The 25,216-nt window shown below is 61.3% G+C and carries 34 protein-coding genes; all 34 read right to left on the bottom strand.

Features of this window, described 5'->3' with window-relative positions:
* Positions 1 to 24 precede the first annotated feature (24 nt).
* The gene (locus OUZ45_RS07765) at positions 25 to 1,395 is read right to left on the bottom strand and encodes a class II 3-deoxy-7-phosphoheptulonate synthase (RefSeq protein WP_266169361.1); all 1,371 of its coding nucleotides are present in this window, start codon (positions 1,393 to 1,395) and stop codon (positions 25 to 27) included.
* A 47-nt stretch (positions 1,396 to 1,442) separates the two neighbouring features.
* Positions 1,443 to 1,940 (bottom strand): disulfide bond formation protein B, encoded by a 498-nt coding sequence (locus OUZ45_RS07760; protein ID WP_266169360.1) that lies wholly within the window; start codon positions 1,938 to 1,940, stop codon positions 1,443 to 1,445.
* 139 nt (positions 1,941 to 2,079) lie between these two features.
* Positions 2,080 to 2,463 (bottom strand): 50S ribosomal protein L17, encoded by a 384-nt coding sequence (gene rplQ / locus OUZ45_RS07755; RefSeq protein WP_266169359.1) that lies wholly within the window; start codon positions 2,461 to 2,463, stop codon positions 2,080 to 2,082.
* A 204-nt stretch (positions 2,464 to 2,667) separates the two neighbouring features.
* Complete coding sequence (locus tag OUZ45_RS07750) at positions 2,668 to 3,666, bottom strand: DNA-directed RNA polymerase subunit alpha (RefSeq protein ID WP_090454270.1); 999 nt, start codon at positions 3,664 to 3,666, stop codon at positions 2,668 to 2,670.
* A 16-nt stretch (positions 3,667 to 3,682) separates the two neighbouring features.
* The gene (rpsD, locus tag OUZ45_RS07745) at positions 3,683 to 4,309 is read right to left on the bottom strand and encodes a 30S ribosomal protein S4 (RefSeq protein WP_090454268.1); all 627 of its coding nucleotides are present in this window, start codon (positions 4,307 to 4,309) and stop codon (positions 3,683 to 3,685) included.
* 11 nt (positions 4,310 to 4,320) lie between these two features.
* Positions 4,321 to 4,707 (bottom strand): 30S ribosomal protein S11, encoded by a 387-nt coding sequence (rpsK, locus tag OUZ45_RS07740; RefSeq protein WP_007513384.1) that lies wholly within the window; start codon positions 4,705 to 4,707, stop codon positions 4,321 to 4,323.
* A 12-nt stretch (positions 4,708 to 4,719) separates the two neighbouring features.
* Positions 4,720 to 5,076, bottom strand: a complete 357-nt coding sequence (gene rpsM / locus OUZ45_RS07735; RefSeq protein WP_090454266.1) for a 30S ribosomal protein S13 — start codon at positions 5,074 to 5,076, stop codon at positions 4,720 to 4,722.
* Between the two features lie 136 nt (positions 5,077 to 5,212).
* Positions 5,213 to 6,538, bottom strand: coding sequence for a preprotein translocase subunit SecY (secY, locus tag OUZ45_RS07730; RefSeq protein WP_266169358.1), 1,326 nt, complete (start codon positions 6,536 to 6,538; stop codon positions 5,213 to 5,215).
* Between the two features lie 4 nt (positions 6,539 to 6,542).
* Positions 6,543 to 6,974 (bottom strand): 50S ribosomal protein L15, encoded by a 432-nt coding sequence (gene rplO / locus OUZ45_RS07725; protein WP_266169357.1) that lies wholly within the window; start codon positions 6,972 to 6,974, stop codon positions 6,543 to 6,545.
* Between the two features lie 5 nt (positions 6,975 to 6,979).
* The gene (rpmD, locus tag OUZ45_RS07720; RefSeq protein WP_266156392.1) at positions 6,980 to 7,168 is read right to left on the bottom strand and encodes a 50S ribosomal protein L30; all 189 of its coding nucleotides are present in this window, start codon (positions 7,166 to 7,168) and stop codon (positions 6,980 to 6,982) included.
* A complete protein-coding gene (gene rpsE / locus OUZ45_RS07715; RefSeq protein ID WP_266169356.1) occupies positions 7,161 to 7,670 on the bottom strand; it encodes a 30S ribosomal protein S5 in 510 nt (169 codons plus the stop codon). Before rpsE ends, rpmD begins: the two co-directional genes overlap by 8 nt.
* Before the next feature lie 116 nt (positions 7,671 to 7,786).
* Positions 7,787 to 8,146, bottom strand: a complete 360-nt coding sequence (gene rplR / locus OUZ45_RS07710; protein ID WP_266169355.1) for a 50S ribosomal protein L18 — start codon at positions 8,144 to 8,146, stop codon at positions 7,787 to 7,789.
* Positions 8,147 to 8,235: 89 nt separating this feature from the next.
* Complete coding sequence (gene rplF / locus OUZ45_RS07705) at positions 8,236 to 8,763, bottom strand: 50S ribosomal protein L6 (RefSeq protein ID WP_266169354.1); 528 nt, start codon at positions 8,761 to 8,763, stop codon at positions 8,236 to 8,238.
* Positions 8,764 to 8,773: 10 nt separating this feature from the next.
* Positions 8,774 to 9,169: a 30S ribosomal protein S8 gene (gene rpsH, locus OUZ45_RS07700; RefSeq protein WP_266169353.1), complete on the bottom strand. Its 396-nt coding sequence runs from the start codon at positions 9,167 to 9,169 to the stop codon at positions 8,774 to 8,776.
* A 224-nt stretch (positions 9,170 to 9,393) separates the two neighbouring features.
* A complete protein-coding gene (gene rpsN, locus OUZ45_RS07695) occupies positions 9,394 to 9,699 on the bottom strand; it encodes a 30S ribosomal protein S14 (protein ID WP_266169352.1) in 306 nt (101 codons plus the stop codon).
* A gap of 15 nt (positions 9,700 to 9,714) precedes the next feature.
* A complete protein-coding gene (gene rplE, locus OUZ45_RS07690; RefSeq protein ID WP_266169351.1) occupies positions 9,715 to 10,254 on the bottom strand; it encodes a 50S ribosomal protein L5 in 540 nt (179 codons plus the stop codon).
* A 12-nt stretch (positions 10,255 to 10,266) separates the two neighbouring features.
* Positions 10,267 to 10,581: a 50S ribosomal protein L24 gene (gene rplX / locus OUZ45_RS07685; protein WP_266169350.1), complete on the bottom strand. Its 315-nt coding sequence runs from the start codon at positions 10,579 to 10,581 to the stop codon at positions 10,267 to 10,269.
* Between the two features lie 14 nt (positions 10,582 to 10,595).
* Entirely contained in the window at positions 10,596 to 10,964 is a 369-nt protein-coding gene (rplN, locus tag OUZ45_RS07680; RefSeq protein ID WP_007513359.1) for a 50S ribosomal protein L14, read from the bottom strand.
* A gap of 14 nt (positions 10,965 to 10,978) precedes the next feature.
* On the bottom strand, positions 10,979 to 11,239 hold the full coding sequence (gene rpsQ / locus OUZ45_RS07675; RefSeq protein ID WP_090454244.1) for a 30S ribosomal protein S17: 261 nt from the start codon (positions 11,237 to 11,239) through the stop codon (positions 10,979 to 10,981).
* 11 nt (positions 11,240 to 11,250) lie between these two features.
* On the bottom strand, positions 11,251 to 11,436 hold the full coding sequence (gene rpmC, locus OUZ45_RS07670; RefSeq protein ID WP_266169349.1) for a 50S ribosomal protein L29: 186 nt from the start codon (positions 11,434 to 11,436) through the stop codon (positions 11,251 to 11,253).
* Positions 11,436 to 11,849: a 50S ribosomal protein L16 gene (rplP, locus tag OUZ45_RS07665; protein ID WP_266169348.1), complete on the bottom strand. Its 414-nt coding sequence runs from the start codon at positions 11,847 to 11,849 to the stop codon at positions 11,436 to 11,438. The genes rpmC and rplP overlap by 1 nt, the downstream gene beginning before the upstream one ends.
* A gap of 11 nt (positions 11,850 to 11,860) precedes the next feature.
* Positions 11,861 to 12,616 (bottom strand): 30S ribosomal protein S3, encoded by a 756-nt coding sequence (gene rpsC / locus OUZ45_RS07660; RefSeq protein WP_266169347.1) that lies wholly within the window; start codon positions 12,614 to 12,616, stop codon positions 11,861 to 11,863.
* Positions 12,617 to 12,631: 15 nt separating this feature from the next.
* Positions 12,632 to 12,967, bottom strand: a complete 336-nt coding sequence (gene rplV, locus OUZ45_RS07655) for a 50S ribosomal protein L22 (protein ID WP_131406549.1) — start codon at positions 12,965 to 12,967, stop codon at positions 12,632 to 12,634.
* Positions 12,967 to 13,239, bottom strand: coding sequence for a 30S ribosomal protein S19 (gene rpsS / locus OUZ45_RS07650; protein WP_026635835.1), 273 nt, complete (start codon positions 13,237 to 13,239; stop codon positions 12,967 to 12,969). Before rpsS ends, rplV begins: the two co-directional genes overlap by 1 nt.
* 12 nt (positions 13,240 to 13,251) lie before the next feature.
* The gene (rplB, locus tag OUZ45_RS07645) at positions 13,252 to 14,073 is read right to left on the bottom strand and encodes a 50S ribosomal protein L2 (protein ID WP_266169346.1); all 822 of its coding nucleotides are present in this window, start codon (positions 14,071 to 14,073) and stop codon (positions 13,252 to 13,254) included.
* 18 nt (positions 14,074 to 14,091) lie between these two features.
* The gene (rplW, locus tag OUZ45_RS07640; RefSeq protein ID WP_266169345.1) at positions 14,092 to 14,385 is read right to left on the bottom strand and encodes a 50S ribosomal protein L23; all 294 of its coding nucleotides are present in this window, start codon (positions 14,383 to 14,385) and stop codon (positions 14,092 to 14,094) included.
* Complete coding sequence (gene rplD / locus OUZ45_RS07635) at positions 14,382 to 14,984, bottom strand: 50S ribosomal protein L4 (protein ID WP_266169344.1); 603 nt, start codon at positions 14,982 to 14,984, stop codon at positions 14,382 to 14,384. Before rplD ends, rplW begins: the two co-directional genes overlap by 4 nt.
* Before the next feature lie 11 nt (positions 14,985 to 14,995).
* Positions 14,996 to 15,637 carry a 50S ribosomal protein L3 gene (gene rplC / locus OUZ45_RS07630; RefSeq protein ID WP_266169343.1) on the bottom strand — a complete coding sequence of 214 codons (642 nt, stop codon included), beginning with the start codon at positions 15,635 to 15,637 and terminating at the stop codon, positions 14,996 to 14,998.
* Between the two features lie 20 nt (positions 15,638 to 15,657).
* The gene (rpsJ, locus tag OUZ45_RS07625) at positions 15,658 to 15,969 is read right to left on the bottom strand and encodes a 30S ribosomal protein S10 (RefSeq protein WP_014402136.1); all 312 of its coding nucleotides are present in this window, start codon (positions 15,967 to 15,969) and stop codon (positions 15,658 to 15,660) included.
* 501 nt (positions 15,970 to 16,470) lie between these two features.
* Positions 16,471 to 17,664: an elongation factor Tu gene (gene tuf, locus OUZ45_RS07620; RefSeq protein WP_266169333.1), complete on the bottom strand. Its 1,194-nt coding sequence runs from the start codon at positions 17,662 to 17,664 to the stop codon at positions 16,471 to 16,473.
* 105 nt (positions 17,665 to 17,769) lie between these two features.
* Positions 17,770 to 19,899, bottom strand: a complete 2,130-nt coding sequence (gene fusA, locus OUZ45_RS07615; protein WP_266169342.1) for an elongation factor G — start codon at positions 19,897 to 19,899, stop codon at positions 17,770 to 17,772.
* Between the two features lie 60 nt (positions 19,900 to 19,959).
* A complete protein-coding gene (gene rpsG, locus OUZ45_RS07610; protein WP_266169341.1) occupies positions 19,960 to 20,427 on the bottom strand; it encodes a 30S ribosomal protein S7 in 468 nt (155 codons plus the stop codon).
* Positions 20,428 to 20,446: 19 nt separating this feature from the next.
* Positions 20,447 to 20,821 carry a 30S ribosomal protein S12 gene (gene rpsL, locus OUZ45_RS07605; RefSeq protein WP_026633431.1) on the bottom strand — a complete coding sequence of 125 codons (375 nt, stop codon included), beginning with the start codon at positions 20,819 to 20,821 and terminating at the stop codon, positions 20,447 to 20,449.
* A 179-nt stretch (positions 20,822 to 21,000) separates the two neighbouring features.
* Positions 21,001 to 25,215, bottom strand: a complete 4,215-nt coding sequence (rpoC, locus tag OUZ45_RS07600) for a DNA-directed RNA polymerase subunit beta' (RefSeq protein ID WP_266169340.1) — start codon at positions 25,213 to 25,215, stop codon at positions 21,001 to 21,003.
* Position 25,216 lies beyond the last annotated feature (1 nt).

Here is a 25,216-nt window from a genome sequence, read left to right as displayed (position 1 = left end):
AGCCCCCAATGCAACCGAACGTCATCAGCCCAAGCCGCCCACCGACTTGCGCACGATCAACATCGCCAGTTCCAGCGATTGCTCGTAGTTGAGGCGCGGATCGACCATCGACTTGTAGGCGCGATCGAGGTCGGCCTCGCTGAGGTCACGGGCGCCGCCCATGCACTCCGTCACGTCCTCACCGGTCAACTCCAGATGCACGCCACCCAGCCGCGTACCCGCGGCGGCGTGGATGTCGAAGGCCTGATCGAGCTCGCCACGGATATTGTCAAACCGCCGCGTCTTGTAGCCGTTGGAAGTGGTTTCGGTATTACCGTGCATGGGGTCGGCCACCCACAGCACGCGGCGACCCTCGCGCTTCACAGCATCGAGCAGCGGCGGCAGCGCTTGGGCGACTTGAGCGTTGCCCATGCGGTGGATCAGGGTGAGACGACCCGGCTCATCCTGCGGATTCAAAGCCTCGATCAACGGCAGCAGCTGGTCTGGTTTCACCGACGGCCCCACCTTTACCGCAATGGGATTGCGGATGCCGCGGAAATACTCCACGTGAGCACCATCCAGCGCGGCAGTGCGCATACCGATCCACGGGAAGTGCGTGGACAGGTTGAACCAGCCACGATGGCGTGGCACTTTGCGGGTCAGCGCTTGCTCGTAGTGGAGCAGCAGCGCTTCGTGCGAGGTGAAGAAATCCACACGAGTGAAGCCTGCGATCGGGCCCGCCAAAGTCTCCATGAAACGCAGCGAGTCGCCGATGCCGGCGACCATGCGCCGATACTCGGCAGCCAACGGCGAGTGTTCCACCCAGGCCAGGTCCCAGTACTCCGGATGGTGCAGGTCGGCGAAACCGCCGTCGATCAGCGCGCGCACGAAATTCATCGTCAGCGCGGAATGTGCGTGTGCCTGGATCAGCCGCTGGGGATCGGCGCGGCGCGCTGCCGGCGTAAATTCCGGGCCGTTGACCACGTCACCGCGGAAGCTGGGCAAGGTCACGCCGTCGCGCGTCTCGGTATCCGTCGAACGCGGCTTGGCGTACTGCCCGGCAAAACGGCCCACGCGCAGCACTGGCTTCTTCAGGCCGTGCACCAGCACCAGACTCATCTGCAGCAGCACCTTGAGCCGGTTGGAAATGACCGGGCTGGTGCAGTCGGCAAAGCTCTCGGCGCAATCGCCACCCTGCAGCAGAAAACGCTGCCCCTCTTGCGCTTCTCCCAGCGCCTGCTTCAGCGCGAGCACTTCCCAGGAGGTGACCAGCGGCGGCAAGTTAGAGAGGTGTGTGGTGGCCTGGGTCAGCTCCTCGGCGTTCTCGTACAGCGGCTGCTGCAAGGCCACGCGCTGTTGCCAGGAATCAGGTGTCCAGCCGGTGGACTCGGTAAACATGGAAGCGTTGGCATTCATGGTGACGGCACCCCATCGGGCCGAAAGTGATCCCGTGGACATTCGGCTCAGCTCCGTCGACGCGCAGCGGCAAAGACAGCCAGCGCCGCCAGCAGCACGAACCACAGCAGGGTCCAGGCCGGCATCGGCAAGCCCAGGATCGGCTCGATCTTCGCGCATTCACCGGAGCCGGTGAAGACCATCTTGAGCACCTTGGCCAACGGGAAGGCGTCCATCATGTAACCGAGGTTGGGGCCACAGGACGGTACCTGATCGGCCGGCAGCGTCTGCAGCCAGAGATGGCGTGCCGCCGTCGCGATGCCGCCGAGCGCACCCAACAGCGCACCTGTTGTGTAGATCCAGCGCCCCTTCCCTCGTGGCCCGTGCACAGCGCCCGCGAGGAAAAACACCGCCATGACCAAGAAAGCAATGCGCTGAAAGATGCACAGCGGACACGGAATCATGTGCAGTGCGTACTGGGCATACAACGCGAAGCCGAGCAAGGCTGCGCAGATCAGGAAGCCGACGAGATAGGTGACGCGGTACGACCAGCGGAAAGGATTCATGGTTCGAGTGCTGCGTTGCGGAACAAAGACATTAACCGCTCGCCGCGACGCTGTCAGCACACGGTATGTCGCACGTCCAAAAAAGCAAAACCCCGGCAGGTTGCCCGGCCGGGGTTTTGTGTTTCAACGCTATAGACGCTTACTCGGCGTCGACAGCCTCGACGCGCGGGCGATCCACCAACTCGACGTAGGCCATCGGAGCGTTATCGCCCGGGCGGAAGCCGCACTTGAGGATGCGCAGGTAGCCGCCGGGACGCTCGCGGTAACGCGGGCCCAGCTCGACGAACAGCTTGCCCACAGCCTGCTTGTCGCGCAGACGCGAGAAAGCAAGACGGCGATTGGCAACGCCGTCAGTCTTGGCGAGCGTGATCAGCGGCTCAGCCACGCGACGGAGTTCCTTCGCCTTGGGCAACGTGGTACGGATCAGCTCATGCTTGATCAGCGACGCAGCCATGTTCTTGAACATCGCTTCGCGATGGCTGCTCGTGCGGTTGAGCTTGCGACCGGATTTCTGGTGGCGCATGGTAATTACTCTCTAGTCTGTTGTTATGAAAAGCCGGTCATTGATCCGGCTTCCCGCGGTTACCCGCTATTCAAGGCTCTGAGAACGCCCTGTTATAAGAGTGCGGCCTCTACGTGCCGCTTCTGCAAACTGGAGGAAACGCGCAGCATTTCCGCCAGGTTATTCAATGTTGAGGGCGATCGAAGCCGATCGCCCTCGGGTACATCAACCCAGCTGCATGCCGTGCGACAAGCCCGGCGGCGGCCAGTTTTCGAGCTTCATGCCGAGTGCGAGACCACGTCCGCCCAGGACATCCTTGATTTCGGTCAGCGACTTCTTGCCCAGGTTCGGGGTCTTGAGCAGCTCGACTTCGGTCTTCTGCACCAGATCGCCGATGTAGTAGATGCTCTCGGCCTTCAGGCAGTTTGCCGAACGCACGGTGAGTTCCAGATCGTCGATCGGACGCAGCAGCAACGGGTCAAAACCGCCCTTCTCCGCCTTGTCGGTCGCGCTCTCGCGGCGCGAGAAATCACCGAACACCGACAGCTGGTCGTTGAGGATCTCGGCGGCCTTGCGGACCGCGTCTTCCGCACCGATGGTGCCGTTGGTCTCGATGTCGAGCACGAGCTTATCAAGGTTGGTGCGCTGCTCAACACGAGCCGCGTCCACTTCGTAAGCCACGCGCAGCACCGGTGCGAACGAGGCATCGAGCTGCAGGCGACCGATCGGACGAGCTTCCTCGTCCGGATGCTGACGCGAGCTTGCCGGCTGATAGCCGACGCCACGACGCACCTTCAGGCGCATGTTGAGCGCGATGTCCTTGGTCAGGTGACAGATCACGTGCTCGGGGTTGATGATTTCCACCGAGTGATCGACGGCGATGTCGCCGGCGGTGACCACACCCTTGCCCTTCTTGGACAAGGTCAGAGTGACTTCATCACCCGTATGCTGACGAATCGCCACATCCTTGAGGTTCAGCAGGACTTCGATCACGTCCTCCTGCAGACCTTCGAGAGTGGTGTACTCGTGAAGCACGCCATCGATCTCGACCTCGACAATGGCGCTGCCGGGGATCGAAGAGAGCAGCACGCGGCGCAGCGCGTTGCCCAGGGTGTGGCCGAAACCACGCTCGAGCGGCTCCACCACCACTTTGGCGCGGTTGGATCCGAGCTGCTCGACGCTGAGGCCGCGAGGCCGCAGCACGCTAGTTGACGAAACTGCCATGCAGGGCTCCGGTAGATTACTTCGAGTAAAGCTCGACGATCAGGCTCTCGTTGATATCGGACGGCAGATCACCGCGATCCGGCACCGACTTGAACGTACCCTCGAACTTCTTGGCATCGACTTCCACCCACTGCGGGCGAAGGTCCATGGTGTCGAACACGGTCGCCGCTTCCTGCACGCGCAGCTGAGTGCGGGCGCGCTCGGTCAGAGCGATCGCATCGCCCGGGCGAACCTGGTACGACGGAATGTTCACTTTCTTGCCGTTGACCAGCACAGCCTTGTGGCTGACCAACTGACGGGCCTGGGCGCGGGTGACCGCAAAACCCATGCGATAGACGACGTTGTCCAGACGGCTTTCGAGCAGACGCAGCAGGTTCTCGCCGGTGTTGCCCTTGAGGGTCGACGCCTTGGCGTAGTAATTGCTGAACTGACGCTCGAGCACGCCGTAGATGCGCTTCACCTTCTGCTTTTCACGCAGCTGGTTGGCGTAATCGGACATGCGCATGCGCTTGTTGGCGCCATGCTGGCCGGGCTTGTTTTCCAGCTTGCACTTGGAGTCGATGGCGCGAGCCGGACTCTTCAGGCTGAGATCTGCACCCTCACGACGGGCGAGTTTGCAGGTAGCTCCACGATAACGGGCCATGGGTATGCTCCTTAGACTCGACGCTTCTTGGGGGGACGGCAGCCGTTATGCGGAATCGGCGTGACGTCGATGATGTTGAGCACCTTGTAGCCCAACGCGTTCAGCGAACGCACGGCCGACTCACGGCCCGGGCCCGGGCCCTTGATGCGCACTTCCACGGTCTTCACACCGTAGTCGCCTGCAGCGCGACCCGCCTTCTCGGCAGCCACCTGGGCGGCGAACGGCGTGGACTTGCGCGAGCCGCGGAAACCCGCGCCGCCTGCAGTCGCCCACGACAGTGCGTTGCCCTGGCGATCGGTGATGGTGACGATGGTGTTGTTGAAGGAGGCCTGCACGTGGGCCACGGCATCCGTGACAACGCGCTTGATCTTCTTCTTGGTCTTAACCGGCTTAGCCATAGTTGGAATCCGTTACTTCTTGATCGCGCGACGAGGACCCTTGCGGGTGCGTGCGTTGGTACGCGTGCGCTGGCCGCGCACCGGCAGGCCACGGCGGTGGCGCAGACCGCGGTAGCAACCCAGATCCATCAGACGCTTGATGGCGATACCGACTTCACGGCGCAGGTCGCCTTCGACGACGTACTTACCGATTTCGTGGCGGAGCTTCTCCACCTCGCCCTCACTGAGGGATTTGATCTGGGTGGTGGGAACCACGCCAGCGTCCGCACAGACCTTCTTGGCCCGGCTGCGACCGATACCGAAAATGCTTTGCAGGCCAACCCAGACATGCTTCTGGACCGGCAAATTGACACCCGCGATGCGCGCCATGATGTACTTTCTCCGATGCGTTTCGTGCGCGGTAAACGCGCAATTTTAACCTGAATTATCCCAACAGGAAAGCCCTGCGGCACCTTGTGCCGCCGCTCCCCGATCTAAAGACCCGTCTCCAGCGCCCCAGCAGCCATCAGTTGCGGCGGAGATTGGCCTTCTTGAGCAGACTTTCATATTGGTGACTGACCAAGTGCGCCTGCACCTGAGCAGTGAAGTCCATCACCACGACCACCACGATCAGCAGAGAGGTGCCGCCGAAGTAGAACGGTACATGCCAAGCTTTTTGCATGAACGAGGGCACGAGACAGACCAACACGAGGTACAGCGCGCCGACACCAGTCAAACGGGTCATTACGTTGTCGATGTAGTCAGCCGTCGAACGGCCCGGACGAATACCCGGAATCAGGGCACCCGACCGCTTGAGGTTGTCCGCGGTTTCTTGCGAATTGAACACAATCGCGGTGTAGAAAAAGGCGAAGGTAATCACCAGCACCGTGAACACGATGTCGTACAGGGGCTCGCCGGGCGTCAATGCCTGGGTCAGCTCCTGCAGCCAGCGCGACTGGCTCCCGGCACTGAACCAGGTCGCGGCCGTCGCCGGAAACATCAGCAGACTGGTCGCGAAGATCGGCGGAATCACACCCGACATATTGATCTTCAGCGGCAGATGCGAGGTCTGATTCATGTAGGCCCGCTGTCCACCGGAGCGCCGTGCGTAATTCACCGTAATGCGCCGCTGGGCGCGCTCCATGAACACCACGAACGCCGTCACCGCCAGGATCAGACCCACCACCATGATCATCATGATCACACTGAGTTCGCCATTGCTGGCCATGGTCAGCGTGTGGGCCACCGCGCCCGGCAAGCCGGCCACGATACCCGCGAAGATCAGCAGCGAAATACCGTTGCCAATGCCACGCTCGGTGATCTGCTCGCCCAGCCACATCAGGAACATCGTGCCGGCGGTGAGGCCGACGATCGAAGCCATGATGAAGCCCATACCCGGCGTATAGACCACCGGTGCACCGCCCGCGGCGACCTGCTTCTGCAGAGCCACGGCGATACCGAACGCCTGGAATGCCGCCAGACCGACCGTACCAAAGCGGGTGTAGGTGGTCATCTTGCGACGCCCCGCCTCACCTTCCTTGCGCAACTGCTGCAAACTCGGGATGACCGAGCCCATCATCTGCACCACGATCGAGGCCGAGATGTAAGGCACCACACCGAGCGCGAATACCGAGAGTCGAGCCAGCGCACCACCCGAGAACATGTTGAACATGTTCATCAGGCCGCCACCCTGCTCGATCAGGCTGGTCATCGCTTCCGGGTTGACGCCCGGAACCGGAATGAAGGAACCGAGACGAAAAACGATCAGCGCACCAATCACGAAGAAGATGCGCTGACGCAGTTCCGTCAGCTTGCCGAGCGATCCGAGCGATGGGCCTTTGGCTGACGCCACGTGATTACTCCACGCTGCCGCCGGCGGCTTCGATAGCCGCCTTGGCACCGGCCGTAGCCAGCACGCCCGACAGCTTCACCGCACGGCCGATCTCGCCCTTGGCGACGACCTTGACCTTCTTGGCGCGACTGTCGATCAGCCCGGCCTGATGCAGCGCGATCGGATCGATCACGTCTACTTTCAGGCTGGCCAGCTGGTACAGGAACACTTCCTGGCTCTCGGCTTTCTTCAACGAACGGAAGCCAACCTTCGGCAGGCGACGCTGCAGCGGCATCTGGCCGCCCTCGAAACCGTACTTATGGGTACCACCCGCGCGAGCGTGCTGGCCCTTGTGACCGCGACCGGCCGTCTTGCCCAGGCCCGAACCGATACCGCGACCGACGCGAAGACGCGTCTTGCGCGAGCCGGCAGCCGGCTTGATGTCGTTAAGACGCATGATGCTTACTCCTCAACCCGCACGAGGTAATAGACCGTGTTGATCAGGCCACGCACCTGCGGGCTGTCCTTCAATTCACGGACGTCGTTGAGCTTGCCCAGGCCGAGCGCCTTGACGCTCAGACGATGACGGCTCTGCACACCGCGCAGGCCCTTGACCAGGCGGACGCGGACAGTCTTTTCGTTGTTAGCCATTGCCCAGCACCTCTTCCACGGTCTTGCCACGCTTGGCAGCGATCTGCTTCGGCGACGCGACGGCCTGTAGACCCTTGATGGTGGCGCGAACCAGGTTGATCGGGTTGCGCGAACCCACAGCCTTGGCCAGGACGTTCTTGACGCCGACCACTTCCAGCACAGCGCGCATGGCGCCACCGGCAATCACGCCGGTACCTTCGGAAGCGGGCTGCATGTAGACACGAGCCGCACCGTGATTAGCCTTGATGGCGTACCACAAGGTGCCATTGTTCAGATCGATGCTCACCATCTGACGGCGGGCACGGTCCATGGCTTTGGAAATGGCAACCGGCACTTCACGCGCCTTGCCGTAACCAAAACCTACACGGCCTTCACCGTCACCAACCACGGTCAGTGCGGTGAAGCTCATCTGGCGGCCACCCTTGACGGTCTTGGCCACGCGGTTGACGGCGATCAGCTTTTCGAGCAAGCCGTCTGAATTTTCGCGATCGGTAGAAGACATGTTCTTTTCCGTATGCCCGGACTATCCGGGGCTTTGCTTGCGGCTGAGCCGCTTGGAGTTGTAGGTGCAGCATGTGAATCAAGTGCCAGTTGCACCGGCACCTGATTCGGGGTGTCTTAGAACTTCAGGCCAGCTTCGCGGGCCGCATCGGCCAGCGCCTTGATGCGACCGTGGTAGCGGAAGCCGGAGCGGTCGAACGCAACCGACTCGATGCCCGCAGCCATGGCACGCTCGGCGACCGCCTTGCCGACAGCCGCAGCTGCCTCGAGGTTCTTGGTGCCCTTCAGACCTTCGGCGACCGACTTCTGAACGGTGGAGGCCGCAGCCACCACGTTCAGGCCGGAAGCGTCGAACACCTGGGCGTACAAATGCTGCCCCGTGCGATGCACCGACAAACGGGCCACAGCCAGCTTGCGGATGTGGGCGCGAGTGGACTTGGCACGGCGCAGACGGGATTCGTTCTTGTTCATCGTCATAATTCCTGGAAACGGATCGGCAAGTAGTTGCGGCTCTTAGTGAGTAGTGCGGCCATGGAGGGCCGCTTTCACACACAGGGACAGCGTACTTAAGCCTTCTTGGCTTCCTTCAGCGTGATCTTTTCGCCAGCGTAACGCACACCCTTACCCTTGTAGGGTTCCGGCGGACGATAGCCACGGATCTTGGCGGCCACCTCACCCACGAGCTGCTTGTCCGAACCCTTTACAAGGATCTCGGTCTGCGTCGGGGTTTCGATGCTGATCCCTTCCGGAGCATTGAAAACCACCGGATGGGAGAAGCCCAGGCTCAGGTTCAGCGCCTTGCCAGCCATGGACGCGCGGTAACCCACGCCGACCAGCTCCAGCTTACGCTCGTAACCATCGGACACGCCCTTGACCATATTGGCCAGCAACGCGCGAGCGGTACCGCCGAACTTGTGATCCGCGCCCTCGGCGAGCTGGATATTCACGGTGCCGTTGTCCACGACCACGGACACGCCCGGCAAGACGTGAGTCGACAGCGAGCCCTTCGGCCCCTTGACAGAGATGCCGTCAGCGGCAGCCTTCAGCTCCACACCCTTCGGCAGGGCAATCGGTTTCTTGGCAACACGGGACATCGTCGACTCCTTATGCCACTTGACCGATGACTTCGCCGCCCAGACCCTGCTTACGGGCCTGCGCGTCGGTCAGCAGACCGGCAGAAGTCGAAATGATCGAGATACCCAGGCCACCCAGGACCTTCGGCAGCTCGTCCTTGCCGCGATAGACGCGGAGGCCAGAGCGGCTGACACGGGAAATGGTCTCGATGGCCGGACGGCCTTCGAAATACTTGAGCTTGATCTCGAGCACCGGTTTGCCCTCCTGACTGGAGGTCTTGGCGTCGAGGATGTAGCCCTCGTTCTTGAGAAGGTTGGCGATCGCCACCTTCAGCTTCGACGACGGCATGCTTACGGCCTGCTTGCCCGTGAGCTGGGCATTGCGGACGCGCGTAAACAGATCGGCGATGGGATCAGTCATGCTCATGAAAACATCCTTCAGAGTGCACCGATATCCGATAAAACCGGAAATCAATTTAGATTGTGAGCCGGCATAATCACCGGCCTGCCTTGCGCAGACCGCCGACTATAGCAGCTTTTTCCAGCTTTGCGAATATCGATGCGTATTTCGCATCAGCGGCAGCAGGTTGCCCTGCCCCCGGGACGGACAAACCGCCAGACCTATGAGCCTGGCGATTGCCTTGGTACTTGTTACCAGCTGGCCTTACGCAAACCCGGCACGTCACCACGCATAGTGGCTTCACGCAGCTTGTTGCGACCGAGACCGAACTTTTGGTACACGGCGCGCGGACGGCCAGTCAGTGCGCAGCGGGTACGCTGGCGAGACGGGCTCGCGTCGCGCGGCAGCTTCTGCAGCTTGGTCTGGGCTTCCATCTTTTCCTCGTAGGAGGAGTTGGGGCTCAGCACGATCGCCTTCAGTTCGGCGCGCTTGGCGGCGTACTTCTTGACGAGCTTGGTCCGCTTGATATCGCGGTTAACCATTGAGGTCTTAGCCATGGGTTCTCTCGCGTATCAGTTACGGAACGGAAAGCTGAAAGCTTCCAGCAGTGCTTTGGCTTCTTCGTCGGTCTTGGCGGTAGTGGCGATGGAGATATCCATGCCGCGCATCGCATCGATCGCGTCAAAATCGATTTCCGGGAAGATGATCTGTTCCTTGATGCCGAAGTTGTAGTTACCACGGCCATCGAAGGCACGGCCCGACACACCGCGGAAGTCGCGCGTACGCGGCAGCGAGATGTTGATCAGGCGGTCCAGGAATTCCCACATCTGGGCTCGGCGCAAGGTGACCTTGCAACCGATCGGCCAGCCGTCACGGATCTTGAACGAGGCAACGGACACGCGCGCCTTGGTCTGAATCGGCTTCTGGCCGGCGATCTTGGCCATATCGGCCACGGCGTTCTCGAGCACTTTCTTGTTGCCCGCAGCTTCGCCCACGCCCATGTTCAGCGTGATCTTGGTGATGCGGGGAACCTGCATCACGTTCTGGTAACCAAAACGCTCGGTGAGCTTTTGGATGACCTGCTCTTTGTAAAACGTTTCAAGGCGCGTCATGACTTGTGTTCCTTACGCGTCCACGACCTCGCCAGACGAACGGAACACGCGGACCTTGCGCCCATCTTCCAGGGACTTGGTACCAACGCGCTCACCCTTGTTCGTGGCGGGGTTGAACAGCTGCACATTAGAGATATGGATCGAAGCCTCACGCTCGACGATGCCGCCGGCCTGGTTGGCCTGCGGATTCGGCTTGGTGTGGCGCTTCACCAGGTTCACGTTGGAGACGAACACGCGATCGCCATCAACGCGCAGCACGTCGCCGCGCTGACCTTTGTTTTTGCCGGTGATCACGAGGACCTGATCACCCTTGCGGATACGGTTCATGGTCTGGACTCCGCTCAGAGCACTTCGGGCGCGAGGGAGACGATCTTCATGAACTTCTCGCTGCGCAGCTCGCGGGTAACCGGCCCGAAAATACGGGTGCCGATCGGCTCGAGCTTGTTATTGAGGAGCACCGCTGCATTGCCGTCGAAACGGATCAGCGAGCCATCGGGACGACGCACGCCCTTGGCGGTACGCACCACCACGGCATTGTAAACCTCGCCCTTCTTCACCTTGCCACGCGGAATGGCATCCTTCACAGTGACTTTGATCACGTCACCGATCGCGGCGTAACGACGCTTGGAGCCGCCGAGCACCTTGATGCACATCAGTTCTTTCGCGCCGCTGTTGTCCGCTGCGGAAAGCGTGCTTTGCATCTGAATCATGGCTGCACCCTCCCTTAGCCGTTGGCGCGCGTGACGATTTCGACCACGCGGTGATGTTTGGTCTTGGACAGCGGGCGGCACTCCGCGATACGCACGAGGTCACCCTCGTTAGCACCCACGTCGTTCTGCGCGTGCAGCTTGGTCGACCGACGAATAATCTTGCCCAGCAGGCCGTGCTGCACCTGGCGCTCGATCAGGACGGTGACCGTCTTGTCCATCTTGTTACTGATGACACGACCCTCGAGGGTGCGCGTCTGCTTTTGGTTGTCGCTCATGTCCGCCGTCCTTACTTCTTGCCGCCGAGCACGAATTTCGTGCGGGCGATGTCGCGCCGAACGCGGCGCAGCTGGTGCGGCTGGTTGAGCTGGCCGGTGCCTTTCTGCATGCGCAGGTTGAACTGCTCCTTGCGCAGGTCCAGCAAATGCTGCTTCAGCTCGTCGGCCGACTTGTTGATCAGATCATTGGTAGCCATCACATCACCGCTCGGGAAACGAACTGGGTCTGCACCGACAGTTTGGCAGCGGCCAGGCGGAATGCCTCGCGTGCCGTTGCCTCGTCGACGCCCTCAATTTCATAGAGCATGCGGCCGGGCTGGATCGGAGCGACCCAGAACTCGACGCCACCCTTGCCGGCGCCCATTCGGACTTCGATCGGCTTTTTGGTGATCGGCTTGTCCGGGAACACTCGGATCCACAGCTTGCCGCCGCGCTTCACGAAGCGGGTGATGCAACGACGTGCCGCTTCAATCTGGCGCGCGGTCAGTGCGCCGTGAGTGGTGGCTTTGAGGCCGTACTCACCGAAGCTCACGAGATTGGAGCTGAACGCCAAGCCGTCATTACGGCCCTTGAACTGCTTACGGTATTTGGTTCGCTTGGGTTGCAACATGGCAACTCTCCTTACTTCGCCGTCCGCTCGCGACGGCCTTCGCCATCACGACGCGATTCACGATCACGACGGCCCTCGCCACCTTCGCGGCGCGGCTGCGACGACTGCTCTTCCTTCGACTCCTGGCCGATCTGGGACAGGTCGAAGATTTCGCCCTTGTAGACCCAAACTTTGATGCCGATGATGCCGTAGGTGGTTTTCGCCTCGGCGAAACCGTAATCGATGTCGGCACGCAGCGTATGCAGCGGCACGCGACCTTCGCGGCTCCACTCGGAACGAGCAATCTCAGCACCGTTCAAACGACCGGAGACGTTGATCTTGATACCCAGGGCGCCAAGACGCATCGCATTGCCCACCGAGCGCTTCATCGCGCGGCGGAACATGATGCGGCGCTCGAGCTGCTGCGCGATCGACTCGGCCACCAGCTGAGCGTCGAGCTCCGGCTTGCGCACCTCGCTGACATTGATGTGCGCCGGAACGCCCATCAACTGGCTGACTTCCTTACGCAGCTTCTCGATATCCTCGCCCTTCTTGCCGATCACCACGCCCGGGCGGGCGGTGTGAATCGTCACGCGCGCGGTCTTGGCCGGGCGCTCGATCAGGATCTTCGAGATGCCGGCAGCGGCCAGCTTCTTGCGCAGCATCTCACGGACCTTCAGATCGGCCGCGAGGTACTGGGCGTACTCGCCCTTATTGGCGTACCACTTCGAGTTCCAGTCCTTGGCAATGCCGAGGCGGATACCGGTGGGATGAACTTTATGACCCATCGTCTATATCCCCAGTCAGTTGCCAACGACCACAGTGATGTGGCTGGTGCGCTTCAGGATGCGCGAACCGCGGCCTTTGGCGCGGGCATACATACGCTTCATCGCCGGACCTTCGTCCACGAAGATACGGGAGACCTTCAGCTCGTCGACGTCGGCGCCAAGATTGTTCTCGGCATTGGCAACGGCTGACAGCAGCACCTTGCGAACAAGGGTTGCGGCCTTCTTGTTGGTGAACTGGAGCACGTCGCTGGCTCGGCCCACGGGCATACCGCGGACCAGGTCAGCCACCAGGCGTGCCTTCTGCGCCGAAATGCGGGCGCTGCGCAGGATCGCTTTGGCTTCAGTGCTCATCACTTGCCCTTCTTATCGCCGCCATGGCCCTTGAAGGTGCGGGTCACCGCGAACTCGCCGAGCTTGTGCCCGACCATGTTCTCGTTGACGAGCACCGGCACGTGCTGGCGACCGTTATGGATGGCGATGGTCAATCCCACCATTTCCGGCAGGATCATGGAGCGACGCGACCAGGTTTTGATCGGACGCTTGTTGTTAGTGGAAACCGCAGCTTCCACCTTCTTTACGAGGTGAAGGTCAACGAAAGGACCTTTCTTCAGAGAACGCGGCATGACGGCTTCCTGTTACTTGCGACGACGCACGATGAACTGCTGCGTGCGCTTGTTGTTACGAGTCTTGTAGCCCTTGGCCGGCGTGCCCCACGGGCTGACCGGATGACGGCCGCCGGAGGTCTTGCCTTCACCACCGCCGTGCGGATGGTCGACCGGGTTCATCGCCACACCGCGAACGGTCGGACGAATACCCTGCCAACGCTTGGCGCCTGCCTTGCCGAGCTTCTTCAGACTGTGTTCGCTATTGCCCACTTCACCGATGGTGGCGCGGCAATCGATAGGTACGCGACGCATTTCACCGGAGCGCAAACGCAACGTGGCGTAGCCCGATTCGCGAGCTACCAACTGAACCGAGGCGCCCGCGCTGCGAGCGATCTGCGCGCCCTTGCCGGGCTTCATCTCGATGCAATGCACGGTGGAGCCGACCGGAATGCTGCGCAACGGAAGGCTGTTACCGGCCTTGATCGGTGCATCGGTACCCGAGACCAGACGATCGCCAGCCTGCACACCCTTCGGCGCGATGATGTAACGACGTTCGCCATCGGCGTAGCACAGCAACGCGATGTGCGCGGTGCGGTTCGGATCGTATTCGATACGTTCGACGCGGGCGGCGATGCCTTCCTTGTCACGCTTGAAGTCGATGATGCGGTAACGCTGTTTGTGACCACCACCCTGGTGGCGAACAGTGATGCGACCGTAGTGGTTACGACCGCCCGTCTTGGTCTTTGCCTCGGTCAACGCCGCGTACGGCGCGCCCTTGTGCAGACCCGGGGTCCGCACGCTTACAGCGTCGCGGCGTCCGGGGGAGGTCGGCTTGTGAGTGATCAGTGCCATCTCAATTCAACTCCTGGCTCAGGCCTTGGACGACACGTCGATGGTCTGACCATCGGCAAGTCGCACATAGGCCTTGCGCTTGCCCTGACGATTGCCAGCGCGGAAACGGAAGGACTTGACCTTGCCCTTGGCATTGACGAGGTTCACCTGCTCGACCTTGACGTCGAACATCTGTTCCACCGCAGCGCGGACATCGGCCTTGGTTGCCTCGGGGGCGACCACGAATACGTACTGGTTGCTTTCGGCGAGCCGAGCCGCCTTTTCGGAAATGTGCGGCGCGCGCAGCGTATTCAGAATGCGTTCGTTGCTCATGCCAGCCACTCCTCAACCTTCTTCACCGCCTCAACGGTCATCACCACATGGTCGGAACCGACCAGGCTGACCGGGTTCAGCGCCATCACGTCCAGCACGTGGACGTACGGGATGTTGCGCGCGGCCAGAAACACGGACTCGGTGGCATCTTCCGACACCAACAGCACGCGACCGGACACCTGCAGCTCGGCTAGCTTCGCCACCATCGCCTTGGTCTTCGGAGTATCGACACCGAAGTTATCGACGATCTTCAAACGATCCTGGCGGATAAGCTCAGACAGGATAGAGCGGATGGCAACACGATACGCCTTGCGGTTGACCTTCTGCTCGTAGCTGCGTGGCTTGGCTGCGAATGTGCGGCCACCACCAACAAAAATCGGTGCACGGTAATCACCGTGACGGGCGCCGCCGCCCTTCTGCTTCTTGAATTTCTTGGTGGTACCCGACATCTCGCCGCGCGAAAGCTGCGACTGGGTGCCGGCACGGCCGCCCGCCTGGTAGGCGGTGACGACCTGATGAATCAGGGCCTGCTTGAACTCGCCGCCGAACACTTCGTCCGACACGCTGAGCGGCTTGGCGCCAATAACATTAAGTTCCATGGCGTCTCTCCTCAACCCTTAGTCGTCGGGCGAATGATGACGTCGCCACCGGGAGCACCCGGCACAGCGCCCTTCACCGCAATCAGGTGACGCTCGGCGTCGACCTTGACCACTTCCAGACCCTGCTGCGTACGATTCACCGCACCCATGTGGCCGGACATCTTCTTGCCCGGGAACACGCGACCCGGCGTCTGACGCTGACCGATAGAACCCGGCGAGCGATGCGACAGCGAGTTACCGTGGGTAGCGTCGCCCATGGTGAAGTTGTGGCGCTTGATCGTGCCCTGGAAGCCCTTGCCCTTCGACACGCCAGCGACGTCGACGATCTGACCGACCTGGAACACGTCGTCAGCCTTGATCTCCGAACCCACGGCGTATTTGCCGAGATCATCGGCGGACACCCGGAACTCCCACAGACCACGACCCGGCTCAACCTTGGCTTTGGCGTAGTGGCCCTTCAGCGGCTGGGTCAGCAGACTGGCGCGCTTGACGCCCGCCGCAACCTGCACAGCGCTGTAACCATCATTATCTTCCGTCTTCAGCTGGGTGACGCGATTCGGGGTGGCTTCAATCAGCGTCACCGGAATCGAGCGTCCATCTTCAGTGAAGAGTCGGCTCATGCCGCACTTGCGGCCAACCAGTCCGATACTCATCTTCGTATCCTATCTATCGCTCAGCCGAGCTTGATCTGAACATCTACGCCAGCGGCGAGATCAAGCTTCATGAGCGCGTCCACGGTCTTGTCGTTGGGGTCAACGATATCGAGCACTCGCTTGTGCGTACGGGTCTCGTACTGATCGCGGGCATCTTTGTCGACGTGCGGCGACACCAGAATGGTGTAGCGCTCGATTTTGGTCGGAAGCGGAATCGGACCGAGAACCGTAGCGCCAGTGCGCTTGGCCGTCTCGACGATTTCGCTGGCCGAACGGTCGATCAAACGATGATCGAACGCCTTGAGCCGAATGCGAATCTTTTGGTTCGCCATAACCGTGTCCTGTTATCTAAAGAACAAAACTGTGAATCGAAGTGGCTTCTCACCGCTTCGCACAACCCATTTCAACTACTTGCACCATGCGGGAGCGGCTCATGACTGACGATGACTCGTCGCCGGAACCAAACCCTAAAAGACCGGGCAGACCGAGAGTATCGGTCTGCCCAGACGAAAAAGTATAAAGTGCGCAAATACAAAGATCAACAGAGCTTACGCCCCGTCTCCAAGCATTCCCGCAACATCCATGTATGCGAACTCGAAGCACATTCCATGCGCCTCATTTCGCTGTAGGTCACCTGGCACTCAAGTCAGGCAACAGGGATAACTTGTCAAGTATATCCAGCCTGTTACGGAAAAGAAAGCAATATTTCAAACAATATTCATCAAGTCCATATCGTCCGGCTGCCACTGCTCGGCGCTCCAAAACAAAGGGCGGAAGCTCTCGCTCCCGCCCTTGTCTTTATCGAGCTTTCGCTCCCGCGAATGGGCAGCTACTTACTTGATGATTTTGGAGACGACACCGGCGCCGACGGTACGGCCGCCTTCGCGGATCGCGAAGCGCAGACCTTCGTCCATAGCGATCGGGTGGATCAACGTCACCGTGATCTTCACGTTGTCGCCCGGCATCACCATCTCGGTGCCTTCCGGCAGCTTGATCGCACCAGTCACGTCCGTCGTACGGAAGTAGAACTGCGGGCGGTAGTTGCTGAAGAACGGGGTGTGACGACCGCCTTCGTCCTTCGACAGCACGTAGATCTCGCCCTCGAAGTCGGTATGCGGGGTGATCGAACCCGGCTTGGCCAGCACCTGGCCACGCTCCACGTCGTCGCGCTTCAGGCCACGCAGCAGCAGACCGGCGTTGTCGCCTGCCTGACCCTGGTCGAGCAGCTTGCGGAACATTTCCACACCGGTCACGGTGGTCTTCTGGGTCGGACGGATGCCGACCACTTCGATTTCGTCACCGACCTTGATCACGCCGCGCTCAATACGACCGGTCACCACGGTGCCGCGGCCCGAGATCGAGAACACGTCTTCCACCGGCATCAGGAACGGCTTGTCGATCGCGCGCACCGGCTCCGGAATGTAGCTGTCCAGCGCATCGACCAGCTTGATGATCGCCTTCTCGCCGTACTCGCTGTCCTTGTCCCCCTCGAGCGCCTTACGGGCCGAACCGGTGATGATCGGAGTGTCATCGCCCGGGAAGTCGTACTTGCTCAGCAGCTCGCGCACTTCCATCTCGACCAGCTCGAGCAGCTCGGCGTCGTCCACCAGGTCGGCCTTGTTCAGGAACACGACGATGTACGGCACGCCCACCTGGCGTGACAGCAGGATGTGTTCGCGGGTCTGCGGCATCGGGCCGTCGGCGGCCGAGCACACCAGGATCGCGCCGTCCATCTGCGCCGCACCCGTGATCATGTTCTTCACGTAGTCGGCGTGGCCCGGGCAGTCCACGTGGGCGTAGTGGCGAACCGGCGATTCGTATTCCACGTGCGCCGTCGAGATCGTGATACCGCGCGCCTTCTCTTCCGGCGCCGCGTCGATCGCGTCGTAAGCCTTGAATTCACCACCGAAACGCTCGGCACCGATCTTCGTCAGCGCGGCCGTCAGCGTCGTCTTGCCGTGATCCACGTGACCAATCGTGCCGACGTTGACGTGCGGCTTCGTGCGTTCGAATTTACCCTTTGCCATGACTCAAAACCTCTAGAAAAGAACGGATTAATTAGTGCGGCCATGACGGCCGCTTCTTGATTCACGCGATCACTAATGATCGCACTAATTAAGCAGAAGACCTTATCAGGCCTTCTTCATGACCTGCTCGGCGATGTTGTTCGGTGCTTCAGCATAGTGGTCGAACTCCATCGTAAAGGTGGCGCGACCCTGGGTCAGCGAGCGAATGGTCGTCGCATACCCGAACATCTCACCAAGCGGAACCATCGCATTGATGGTCTTGCCCGACGGCGTGTCGTCCTGGCCCTGAAGCAAGCCACGACGGCGACTCATGTCGCCCATGACGTCACCGACGTAATCTTCCGGTGTCACGACCTCAACCTTCATGATCGGCTCGAGCAGCACCGGGGACGCCTTCGCGAAGCCCTGCTTGAACGCCATCGATGCGGCGAGCTTGAACGCCATTTCGGAGGAGTCGACGTCATGGTAGGAACCGAACACCAGCTTCACCTTCACGTTGACCACCGGGAAGCCGGCCAGCGGACCGCTGGTGATGGTCTCGCGCAGACCCTTTTCGACCGAAGGAATGAATTCCTTCGGAATCACGCCGCCCGTAATGTCGTTGATGAAGAGGAAGTCGTCCTTGATCGCCGCAGCGACCTTCTCATCCGCACGATCGGCATCGCTGATCGGCGACAGCTCGATCACGACGTGACCATACTGACCCTTACCACCCGACTGCTTGGCGTGCTTGTAGTCCGACTTGACGTCCAACGAGCGAATCGTCTCGCGGTAAGCAACCTGCGGCTTGCCGACATTAGCCTCGACGTTGAACTCGCGCTTCATGCGGTCCACCAGGATGTCCAGGTGAAGCTCGCCCATGCCCGAGATGATCGTCTGACCCGACTCTTCGTCCGTACGCACGCGGAACGACGGATCTTCCGCGGCCAGACGACCGAGGGCGATACCCATCTTTTCCTGGTCCGACTTGGTCTTCGGCTCGACCGCCATCGAGATCACCGGCTCCGGGAACGTCATGCGCTCCAGAGTGATGATGTGATCCTGTGCGCACAGCGTGTCGCCAGTCGTCACGTCTTTCAGGCCGACCGCAGCGGCGATGTCGCCTGCGCGGACTTCCTTCAGTTCCTGACGCTCGTTCGCGTGCATCTGCAGGATACGACCGATACGCTCTTTCTTGCTCTTGACCGGGTTGTACACAGCATCGCCGGAGTTCAACGTGCCCGAGTAGACACGGAAGAACGTCAACGAACCGACAAACGGATCCGTCATGATCTTGAACGCGAGCGCCGAGAACGGAGCGCTGTCGTCGGCCTTGCGAGTATCCGGCTTCTCGTTGTCGTCGATACCTTCAACCGGCGGACGATCGGTCGGCGACGGCAGCAGGTTGACGACCGCGTCGAGCATCGCCTGGACGCCCTTGTTCTTGAACGCCGTGCCGCAGAATACCGGAATGATTTCGCTGCGCAGCGTACGCTGACGCAGGCCTTCGATGATCTCCGCCTCCGACAACTCTTCGCCGCCCAGGTACTTGTCCATCAGCTCTTCCGTGGCTTCCGCCGCGGCTTCGACCATCGAAGTACGAGCGGCCGCGGCCTTCTCGACGAGGTTCGCCGGAATGTCCTGGTACTCGAACTTCATGCCCTGGGATTCCATGTCCCAGATGATCGACTTCATCTTGAGGAGGTCAACGACGCCCTCGAAATTATCCTCGGCACCGATCGGAACCTGCATCTCGACCGGGTTTGCACCGAGGCGAGCCTTCAGCTGCTCCACAACCTTGTAGAAGTTGGCGCCGGTGCGGTCCATCTTGTTGACAAACGCAAGACGCGGAACCTTGTACTTATTGGCCTGCCGCCAAACGGTTTCGGACTGCGGCTGCACACCACCCACGGCGCAGAGCACGAACACCGCGCCATCGAGCACGCGCAGCGAACGCTCCACCTCGATGGTGAAGTCCACGTGACCTGGGGTGTCGATGATGTTGAAGCGGTGCTCGGGCAAGGAACGATCCATGCCCTTCCAGAACGCCGTCGTTGCCGCCGACGTGATGGTGATGCCGCGCTCCTGCTCCTGCTCCATCCAGTCCATCGTTGCGGCACCGTCATGCACCTCGCCAATCTTGTGACTGACGCCGGTGTAGAACAGGATGCGCTCCGTGGTGGTGGTCTTGCCGGCATCGATGTGAGCCATGATGCCGAAGTTGCGGTAGCGCTCGATGGGAGTGGTGCGTGCCACGGTACTAACCTCTAAATGAAATGCCGTTCCGAGCTCAACGGAGTCGAGCTCGTACTTTGCTTACCAGCGGTAATGCGAGAAGGCCTTGTTGGCCTCTGCCATACGGTGCGTCTCTTCGCGCTTCTTGATCGCGCCACCGCGATTCTCGGAAGCCTCGAGCAGCTCGGCTGCCAGCTTGCGCGGCATCGAGGTCTCGCCCCGCTTGCGGGCGGCATCGATGGCCCAGCGCATGGCCAGCGCCATGCGGCGACCCGGACGCACTTCGACCGGCACCTGATAGGTGGCGCCGCCGACTCGACGGGACTTCACCTCGACGGCCGGAGCGATGTTACTCAGCGCCTTCTCGACCAGAGATACCGGCTCGGCATGCTTCTCACCGAGGTGATTCAGGGCACCGTAGACGATGCTCTCGGCGACGGACTTCTTGCCGCTCTTCATCACCATGTTGATGAAGCGGGCAATCAGCTGGCTGCCATGCTTGGGGTCCGGCAGAACCAGACGGGCGGGATGTGAACCTTTACGCGACATGTTTCGTGTCCTTTAGCTCTTAGCTCTTCGGGCGCTTGGCGCCGTACTTCGAGCGCGACTGACGGCGCTTGGTGACGCCAGCGCAGTCGAGACTGCCGCGCACCGTGTGGTAACGCACACCCGGCAGATCCTTGACGCGACCGCCACGGATCAGCACCACCGAGTGCTCCTGCAGGTTGTGACCTTCGCCACCGATGTAGCTAATGACCTCGTAACCATTGGTCAGGCGCACTTTGGCAACCTTACGCAGGGCCGAGTTCGGCTTCTTCGGGGTGGTCGTATAGACGCGCGTACAGACGCCGCGACGCTGCGGGCTGTTCTGCAGAGCCGGAGAAGCGCTCTTGTAGCTCTTCGGGCTGCGGGACTTGCGCACCAACTGGTTGATAGTCGACATGCGGAACTTTTCCTGAGAAACATAAAGGCAGACCGAATCAGCTCGGTCTGCCAAGAAGCGGGAATTTAACATGGGCAGCTTGTCACAGACAAGCTGACGCCCTGCCCTCCTTGACTCGAACACGAGGCGCAATCCATGCGCCTCATTTCGTATGTCAGCGAGCAAATCCCGGAACGGGTTTACTCCACACCATTGTCGCTACCGACGGTGGCTTCCGCGAAGGAGACCGAGGCGGCGGAACCAGAAAGGGTTTCCAGCTCCGAGGCGGTCAGACCACCTTGGCGACGACGCTGCGCGTGGTACGCCAGACCCGTACCTGCCGGGATGAGACGGCCGACAATAACATTTTCCTTCAGGCCTCGCAAGGTATCGCGTGTACCACGGACCGCCGCTTCGGTAAGAACGCGGGTGGTCTCCTGGAACGAGGCTGCCGAGATAAACGACTCGGTAGCCAGCGAAGCCTTGGTGATGCCCAGCAACACCGACTGGTACTCCGCCGGACGCTCGTTGCGGCTAACCGCGCGATCGTTTTCGGCGTTGATACGTACGCGCTCGACCTGCTCACCGCGCAGATAATGGCTTTCGCCCGGCTCGGTGATTTCGACCTTGCGCAGCATCTGACGAATGATCGCTTCGATGTGCTTGTCGTTGATCTTCACGCCCTGTAGACGGTAGACGTCCTGGATTTCCTTGACCAGGTACGAGGCCAGCGGCTCGACGCCCAGCAAGCGCAGGATGTCGTGCGGGCTCGGCTCGCCGTCCACCACGGTTTCGCCCTTCTCCACGTGCTCGCCTTCGAACACGATGACCTGACGCCACTTCGGAATCAGCTCTTCGTGTTCGTTGCCGTCCACGTCCTTGATGATCAGGCGCTGCTTGCCCTTGGTGTCCTTGCCGAAGCTGATGACGCCCGAACGCTCGGCGAGGATCGCCGGCTCCTTCGGTTTGCGGGCTTCGAACAAGTCAGCCACGCGCGGCAGACCACCGGTGATGTCGCGGGTCTTCGACGTTTCCTGCGGGATACGGGCAACCACGTCGCCCACGCCCACTTCCACACCATTCTGGATCGACACGATGGCACCGGCCGGCAGCATGTACTGAGCCGGCACATCCGTACCCGGCAACTTGAGCTCGCGGCCCTTGCTGTCTTCCAGGCGAACGATCGGGCGCAGATCCTTGGCCGCGGTGCCGCGACGCTTTGGATCGGTCACCACCGCCGACTCCAGGCCGGTCAGTTCGTCGGTCTGGCTCTGCACGGTGACGCCATCGATGAAGTCGATGAAGCGCACGGTACCGGCCACTTCCGACACGATCGGATGGGTATGCGGATCCCAGTTCGCCACGGTCTGGCCGGCCTTGACCGCCGCACCGTCCTTGACCGCGATGGTGGCGCCGTAAGGCACCTTGTAACGCTCGCGCTCGCGGCCGTTGGCATCGATAACCGACACTTCGCCCGAACGCGACACCGCCACCAAGTGACCCTGGTTGTGCTGCACGGTCTTGAGGTTGTTGAACTTCAACGTACCGGTGGTCTTAACCGACACATTGTCCACCGCCGCCGCACGCGAAGCCGCACCACCGATGTGGAACGTACGCATGGTCAGCTGGGTACCCGGCTCACCGATCGACTGCGCGGCAACCACACCCACAGCCTCGCCCATGTTGACCAGGTGGCCACGGGCCAGATCGCGGCCGTAGCACAGGGCGCATACGCCGTGGCTGGCCTTGCAGGTGATCGGCGAACGCACCTTGATCGACTGCACGCCGGCCTTGTCGAGCTTCTCGACCAGGGCTTCGTCCAGCAGGGTGTCGCGTGTGACGATCGCCTGATCGTCCTCGCCAGGGCCGTAAACGTCTTCGACCACCACGCGGCCCAGCACGCGCTCGCGCAACGGCTCGACCACGTCGCCACCTTCCACGATCGGCTGCATGATCACACCGTCTTCGGTGCCGCAATCGTGCGAGGTGATGACCACGTCCTGCGCTACGTCGACGAGACGACGGGTCAGGTAACCGGAGTTGGCCGTCTTCAACGCCGTATCCGCCAGGCCCTTACGAGCACCGTGGGTGGAGTTGAAGTACTGCAGCACGTTCAGGCCTTCGCGGAAGTTGGCCTTGATCGGGGTCTCGATGATCGAGCCGTCCGGACGAGCCATCAGGCCGCGCATACCGGCCAGCTGACGAATCTGCGCCACCGAACCACGGGCGCCGGAGTCGGCCATGATGTACAGCGAGTTCATCGACTTCTGGTTGACCGTCTTGCCTTCGGTGTCAGTGACCTTCTCGGTACCGATACCGTCGATCATCGCCTTGGCGACCAGTTCGTTGGTGCGCGACCAGATGTCGACCACCTTGTTGTAGCGCTCGCCGGCGGTGACCAGGCCCGACTGGTACTGCTCCTGGATCTCGACCACTTCCTTCTCGGCCTCTTCCAGGATCGGCTTCTTCTCGTCGGGGATGATCATGTCATCGATACCGATCGAGATACCCGCACGGGTAGCGAAACGGAAGCCGGTGTACATCAGCTTGTCCGCGAACACCACAGTCTCTTTCAGACCGAGCAGACGATAGCTGGAGTTGATCAGGCGCGAGATAGCCTTCTTGGTCAGCTCGGTGTTGGCCAGGCCGAACGGCAGGCCTTCCGGCAGGATCTCGGCCAGCAGCGCGCGACCCACCGTCGTCTCGACCAGCGAAACGGAACTGGTACGACCGCCCTGCTCGTCCACGTGGACCAGCTTCAGGCGCACCTTGATCTTGGCGTGCAGCTCCACAGCGCGGTTGTCGTACGCACGACGCACTTCGCTGATGCCGGAGAACACCATACCGGTGCCCTTCGCATTCACCAGTTCGCGGGTCATGTAGTACAGGCCCAGCACCACGTCCTGGGTCGGCACGATGATCGGTTCACCGTTGGCCGGCGACAGGATGTTGTTCGACGACATCATCAGGGCGCGCGCTTCGAGCTGCGCCTCGATGGACAGCGGCACGTGCACGGCCATCTGGTCGCCGTCGAAGTCGGCGTTGAACGCGGTACAGACCAGCGGATGCAGCTGGATCGCCTTGCCTTCGATCAGCACCGGCTCGAAGGCCTGGATGCCGAGACGATGCAGGGTCGGTGCGCGGTTCAGCAGCACAGGATGCTCGCGAATCACGTCCTCGAGGATGTCCCACACCTGGCCTTCTTCGCGCTCGACGAGCTTCTTAGCAGCCTTGATGGTGGTGGCTTCACCACGAGCCTGCAGCTTGGCGAAGATGAAGGGCTTGAACAACTCAAGCGCCATCTTCTTCGGCAGACCGCACTGGTGCAGGCGCAGGGTCGGACCGACCACGATCACTGAACGACCGGAGTAATCCACGCGCTTGCCGAGCAGGTTCTGGCGGAAGCGGCCCTGCTTGCCCTTGATCATGTCGGCCAGCGACTTCAGCGCGCGCTTGTTCGTGCCGGTGATGGCACGACCGCGGCGGCCGTTGTCGAGCAGCGCATCGACCGATTCCTGCAGCATGCGCTTCTCGTTGCGCACGATGATGTCGGGCGCATTGAGTTCAAGCAGACGCTTCAGACGGTTGTTGCGGTTGATGACGCGGCGGTACAGATCGTTGAGGTCGGAGGTCGCGAAGCGACCACCGTCCAGCGGCACCAGCGGACGCAGGTCCGGCGGCAGCACGGGCAGCACGGTCAGCACCATCCACTCTGGCTTGTTCCCGGACTCCAGGAACGCCTCGATCAGCTTGACGCGCTTGGTGAGGCGCTTGAGCTTGGTCTCGGAATTGGTCGAGCCGATCTCTTCCTTCAGGCGCACGACTTCGCCCGGCAGGTCGAGCGACTTCAGCAGCTCGAAGACGGCCTCGGCACCCATGCGGGCATCGAACTCGTCACCGTGCTCTTCCACCGCCTCCAGGTATTGGTCTTCGCTGAGCAGCTGGCCGCGCTCGAGCGCGGTCATACCTGGATCGATCACCACGAAGGCTTCGAAGTACAGGATGCGCTCGATGTCACGCAGGGTCATATCCAGCATCAAGCCGATGCGCGACGGCAGCGACTTGAGGAACCAGATATGTGCGGTCGGGCTGGCCAGCTCGATATGGCCCATGCGCTCGCGACGCACCTTGGCCAGGGTGACCTCGGTGCCGCACTTTTCGCAGACCACGCCGCGATGCTTCATGCGCTTGTACTTGCCGCACAGGCACTCGTAGTCCTTCACCGGGCCGAAAATGGCGGCGCAGAACAGCCCGTCACGCTCCGGCTTAAAGGTCCGGTAGTTGATCGTCTCGGGCTTCTTCACCTCGCCGTACGACCACGAGCGGATCAGCTCGGGCGACGCCAGCGCGATCTTGATCGAATCAAAATCGGGCGTTGCGCGTTGCTGATTGAACAGATTGAGCAAATCTTTCATT

This window comes from Dyella subtropica, assembly GCF_026283965.1.
In the GTDB taxonomy this organism is placed as follows: Bacteria; Pseudomonadota; Gammaproteobacteria; order Xanthomonadales; family Rhodanobacteraceae; genus Dyella_D; species Dyella_D subtropica.
This window is presented reverse-complemented; position numbering and strand designations above follow the sequence as displayed.

What these genes read in the sequence shown, in the direction of transcription:
- rplN (WP_007513359.1), bottom strand. Translation starts at nt 10,964, where the DNA reads ATGATTCAGATGCAAAGCACGCTTTCCGCAGCGGACAACAGCGGCGCG.
- rpsL (WP_026633431.1), bottom strand. Translation starts at nt 20,821, where the DNA reads ATGTCGACTATCAACCAGTTGGTGCGCAAGTCCCGCAGCCCGAAGAGC.
- rpsJ (WP_014402136.1), bottom strand. Translation starts at nt 15,969, where the DNA reads ATGGCGAACCAAAAGATTCGCATTCGGCTCAAGGCGTTCGATCATCGT.
- rpsS (WP_026635835.1), bottom strand. Translation starts at nt 13,239, where the DNA reads ATGCCGCGTTCTCTGAAGAAAGGTCCTTTCGTTGACCTTCACCTCGTA.
- rplQ (WP_266169359.1), bottom strand. Translation starts at nt 2,463, where the DNA reads ATGCGCCACCAGAAATCCGGTCGCAAGCTCAACCGCACGAGCAGCCAT.
- rplX (WP_266169350.1), bottom strand. Translation starts at nt 10,581, where the DNA reads ATGAACCGTATCCGCAAGGGTGATCAGGTCCTCGTGATCACCGGCAAA.
- OUZ45_RS07750 (WP_090454270.1), bottom strand. Translation starts at nt 3,666, where the DNA reads ATGGCAGTTTCGTCAACTAGCGTGCTGCGGCCTCGCGGCCTCAGCGTC.
- rpmD (WP_266156392.1), bottom strand. Translation starts at nt 7,168, where the DNA reads ATGGCTAACAACGAAAAGACTGTCCGCGTCCGCCTGGTCAAGGGCCTG.
- rplV (WP_131406549.1), bottom strand. Translation starts at nt 12,967, where the DNA reads ATGAGCACTGAAGCCAAAGCGATCCTGCGCAGCGCCCGCATTTCGGCG.
- rplW (WP_266169345.1), bottom strand. Translation starts at nt 14,385, where the DNA reads ATGAGCAACGAACGCATTCTGAATACGCTGCGCGCGCCGCACATTTCC.
- tuf (WP_266169333.1), bottom strand. Translation starts at nt 17,664, where the DNA reads ATGGCAAAGGGTAAATTCGAACGCACGAAGCCGCACGTCAACGTCGGC.
- rplE (WP_266169351.1), bottom strand. Translation starts at nt 10,254, where the DNA reads ATGACGCGCCTTGAAACGTTTTACAAAGAGCAGGTCATCCAAAAGCTC.
- rplO (WP_266169357.1), bottom strand. Translation starts at nt 6,974, where the DNA reads ATGCGTCTTAACGACATCAAGCCGGCTGCCGGCTCGCGCAAGACGCGT.
- rpoC (WP_266169340.1), bottom strand. Translation starts at nt 25,215, where the DNA reads ATGAAAGATTTGCTCAATCTGTTCAATCAGCAACGCGCAACGCCCGAT.
- rpsC (WP_266169347.1), bottom strand. Translation starts at nt 12,616, where the DNA reads ATGGGTCATAAAGTTCATCCCACCGGTATCCGCCTCGGCATTGCCAAG.
- rplR (WP_266169355.1), bottom strand. Translation starts at nt 8,146, where the DNA reads ATGACGATGAACAAGAACGAATCCCGTCTGCGCCGTGCCAAGTCCACT.
- rplP (WP_266169348.1), bottom strand. Translation starts at nt 11,849, where the DNA reads ATGTTGCAACCCAAGCGAACCAAATACCGTAAGCAGTTCAAGGGCCGT.
- rpsQ (WP_090454244.1), bottom strand. Translation starts at nt 11,239, where the DNA reads ATGAGCGACAACCAAAAGCAGACGCGCACCCTCGAGGGTCGTGTCATC.
- rpsM (WP_090454266.1), bottom strand. Translation starts at nt 5,076, where the DNA reads ATGGCGCGCATCGCGGGTGTCAATTTGCCGGTCCAGAAGCATGTCTGG.
- rplC (WP_266169343.1), bottom strand. Translation starts at nt 15,637, where the DNA reads ATGAGTATCGGACTGGTTGGCCGCAAGTGCGGCATGAGCCGACTCTTC.
- rpsN (WP_266169352.1), bottom strand. Translation starts at nt 9,699, where the DNA reads ATGGCTAAGACCTCAATGGTTAACCGCGATATCAAGCGGACCAAGCTC.
- rpsK (WP_007513384.1), bottom strand. Translation starts at nt 4,707, where the DNA reads ATGGCTAAGCCGGTTAAGACCAAGAAGAAGATCAAGCGCGTTGTCACG.
- OUZ45_RS07760 (WP_266169360.1), bottom strand. Translation starts at nt 1,940, where the DNA reads ATGAATCCTTTCCGCTGGTCGTACCGCGTCACCTATCTCGTCGGCTTC.
- rplB (WP_266169346.1), bottom strand. Translation starts at nt 14,073, where the DNA reads ATGGCACTGATCACTCACAAGCCGACCTCCCCCGGACGCCGCGACGCT.
- rplD (WP_266169344.1), bottom strand. Translation starts at nt 14,984, where the DNA reads ATGGAACTTAATGTTATTGGCGCCAAGCCGCTCAGCGTGTCGGACGAA.
- rpsG (WP_266169341.1), bottom strand. Translation starts at nt 20,427, where the DNA reads ATGTCGCGTAAAGGTTCACATCCCGCCCGTCTGGTTCTGCCGGACCCC.
- rplF (WP_266169354.1), bottom strand. Translation starts at nt 8,763, where the DNA reads ATGTCCCGTGTTGCCAAGAAACCGATTGCCCTGCCGAAGGGTGTGGAG.
- OUZ45_RS07765 (WP_266169361.1), bottom strand. Translation starts at nt 1,395, where the DNA reads ATGAATGCCAACGCTTCCATGTTTACCGAGTCCACCGGCTGGACACCT.
- rpmC (WP_266169349.1), bottom strand. Translation starts at nt 11,436, where the DNA reads ATGGCTACCAATGATCTGATCAACAAGTCGGCCGACGAGCTGAAGCAG.
- rpsD (WP_090454268.1), bottom strand. Translation starts at nt 4,309, where the DNA reads ATGGCCCGTTATCGTGGAGCTACCTGCAAACTCGCCCGTCGTGAGGGT.
- rpsH (WP_266169353.1), bottom strand. Translation starts at nt 9,169, where the DNA reads ATGAGCATGACTGATCCCATCGCCGATCTGTTTACGCGCGTCCGCAAT.
- rpsE (WP_266169356.1), bottom strand. Translation starts at nt 7,670, where the DNA reads ATGTCTTCTACCGATCGCGAAAATTCAGACGGCTTGCTCGAAAAGCTG.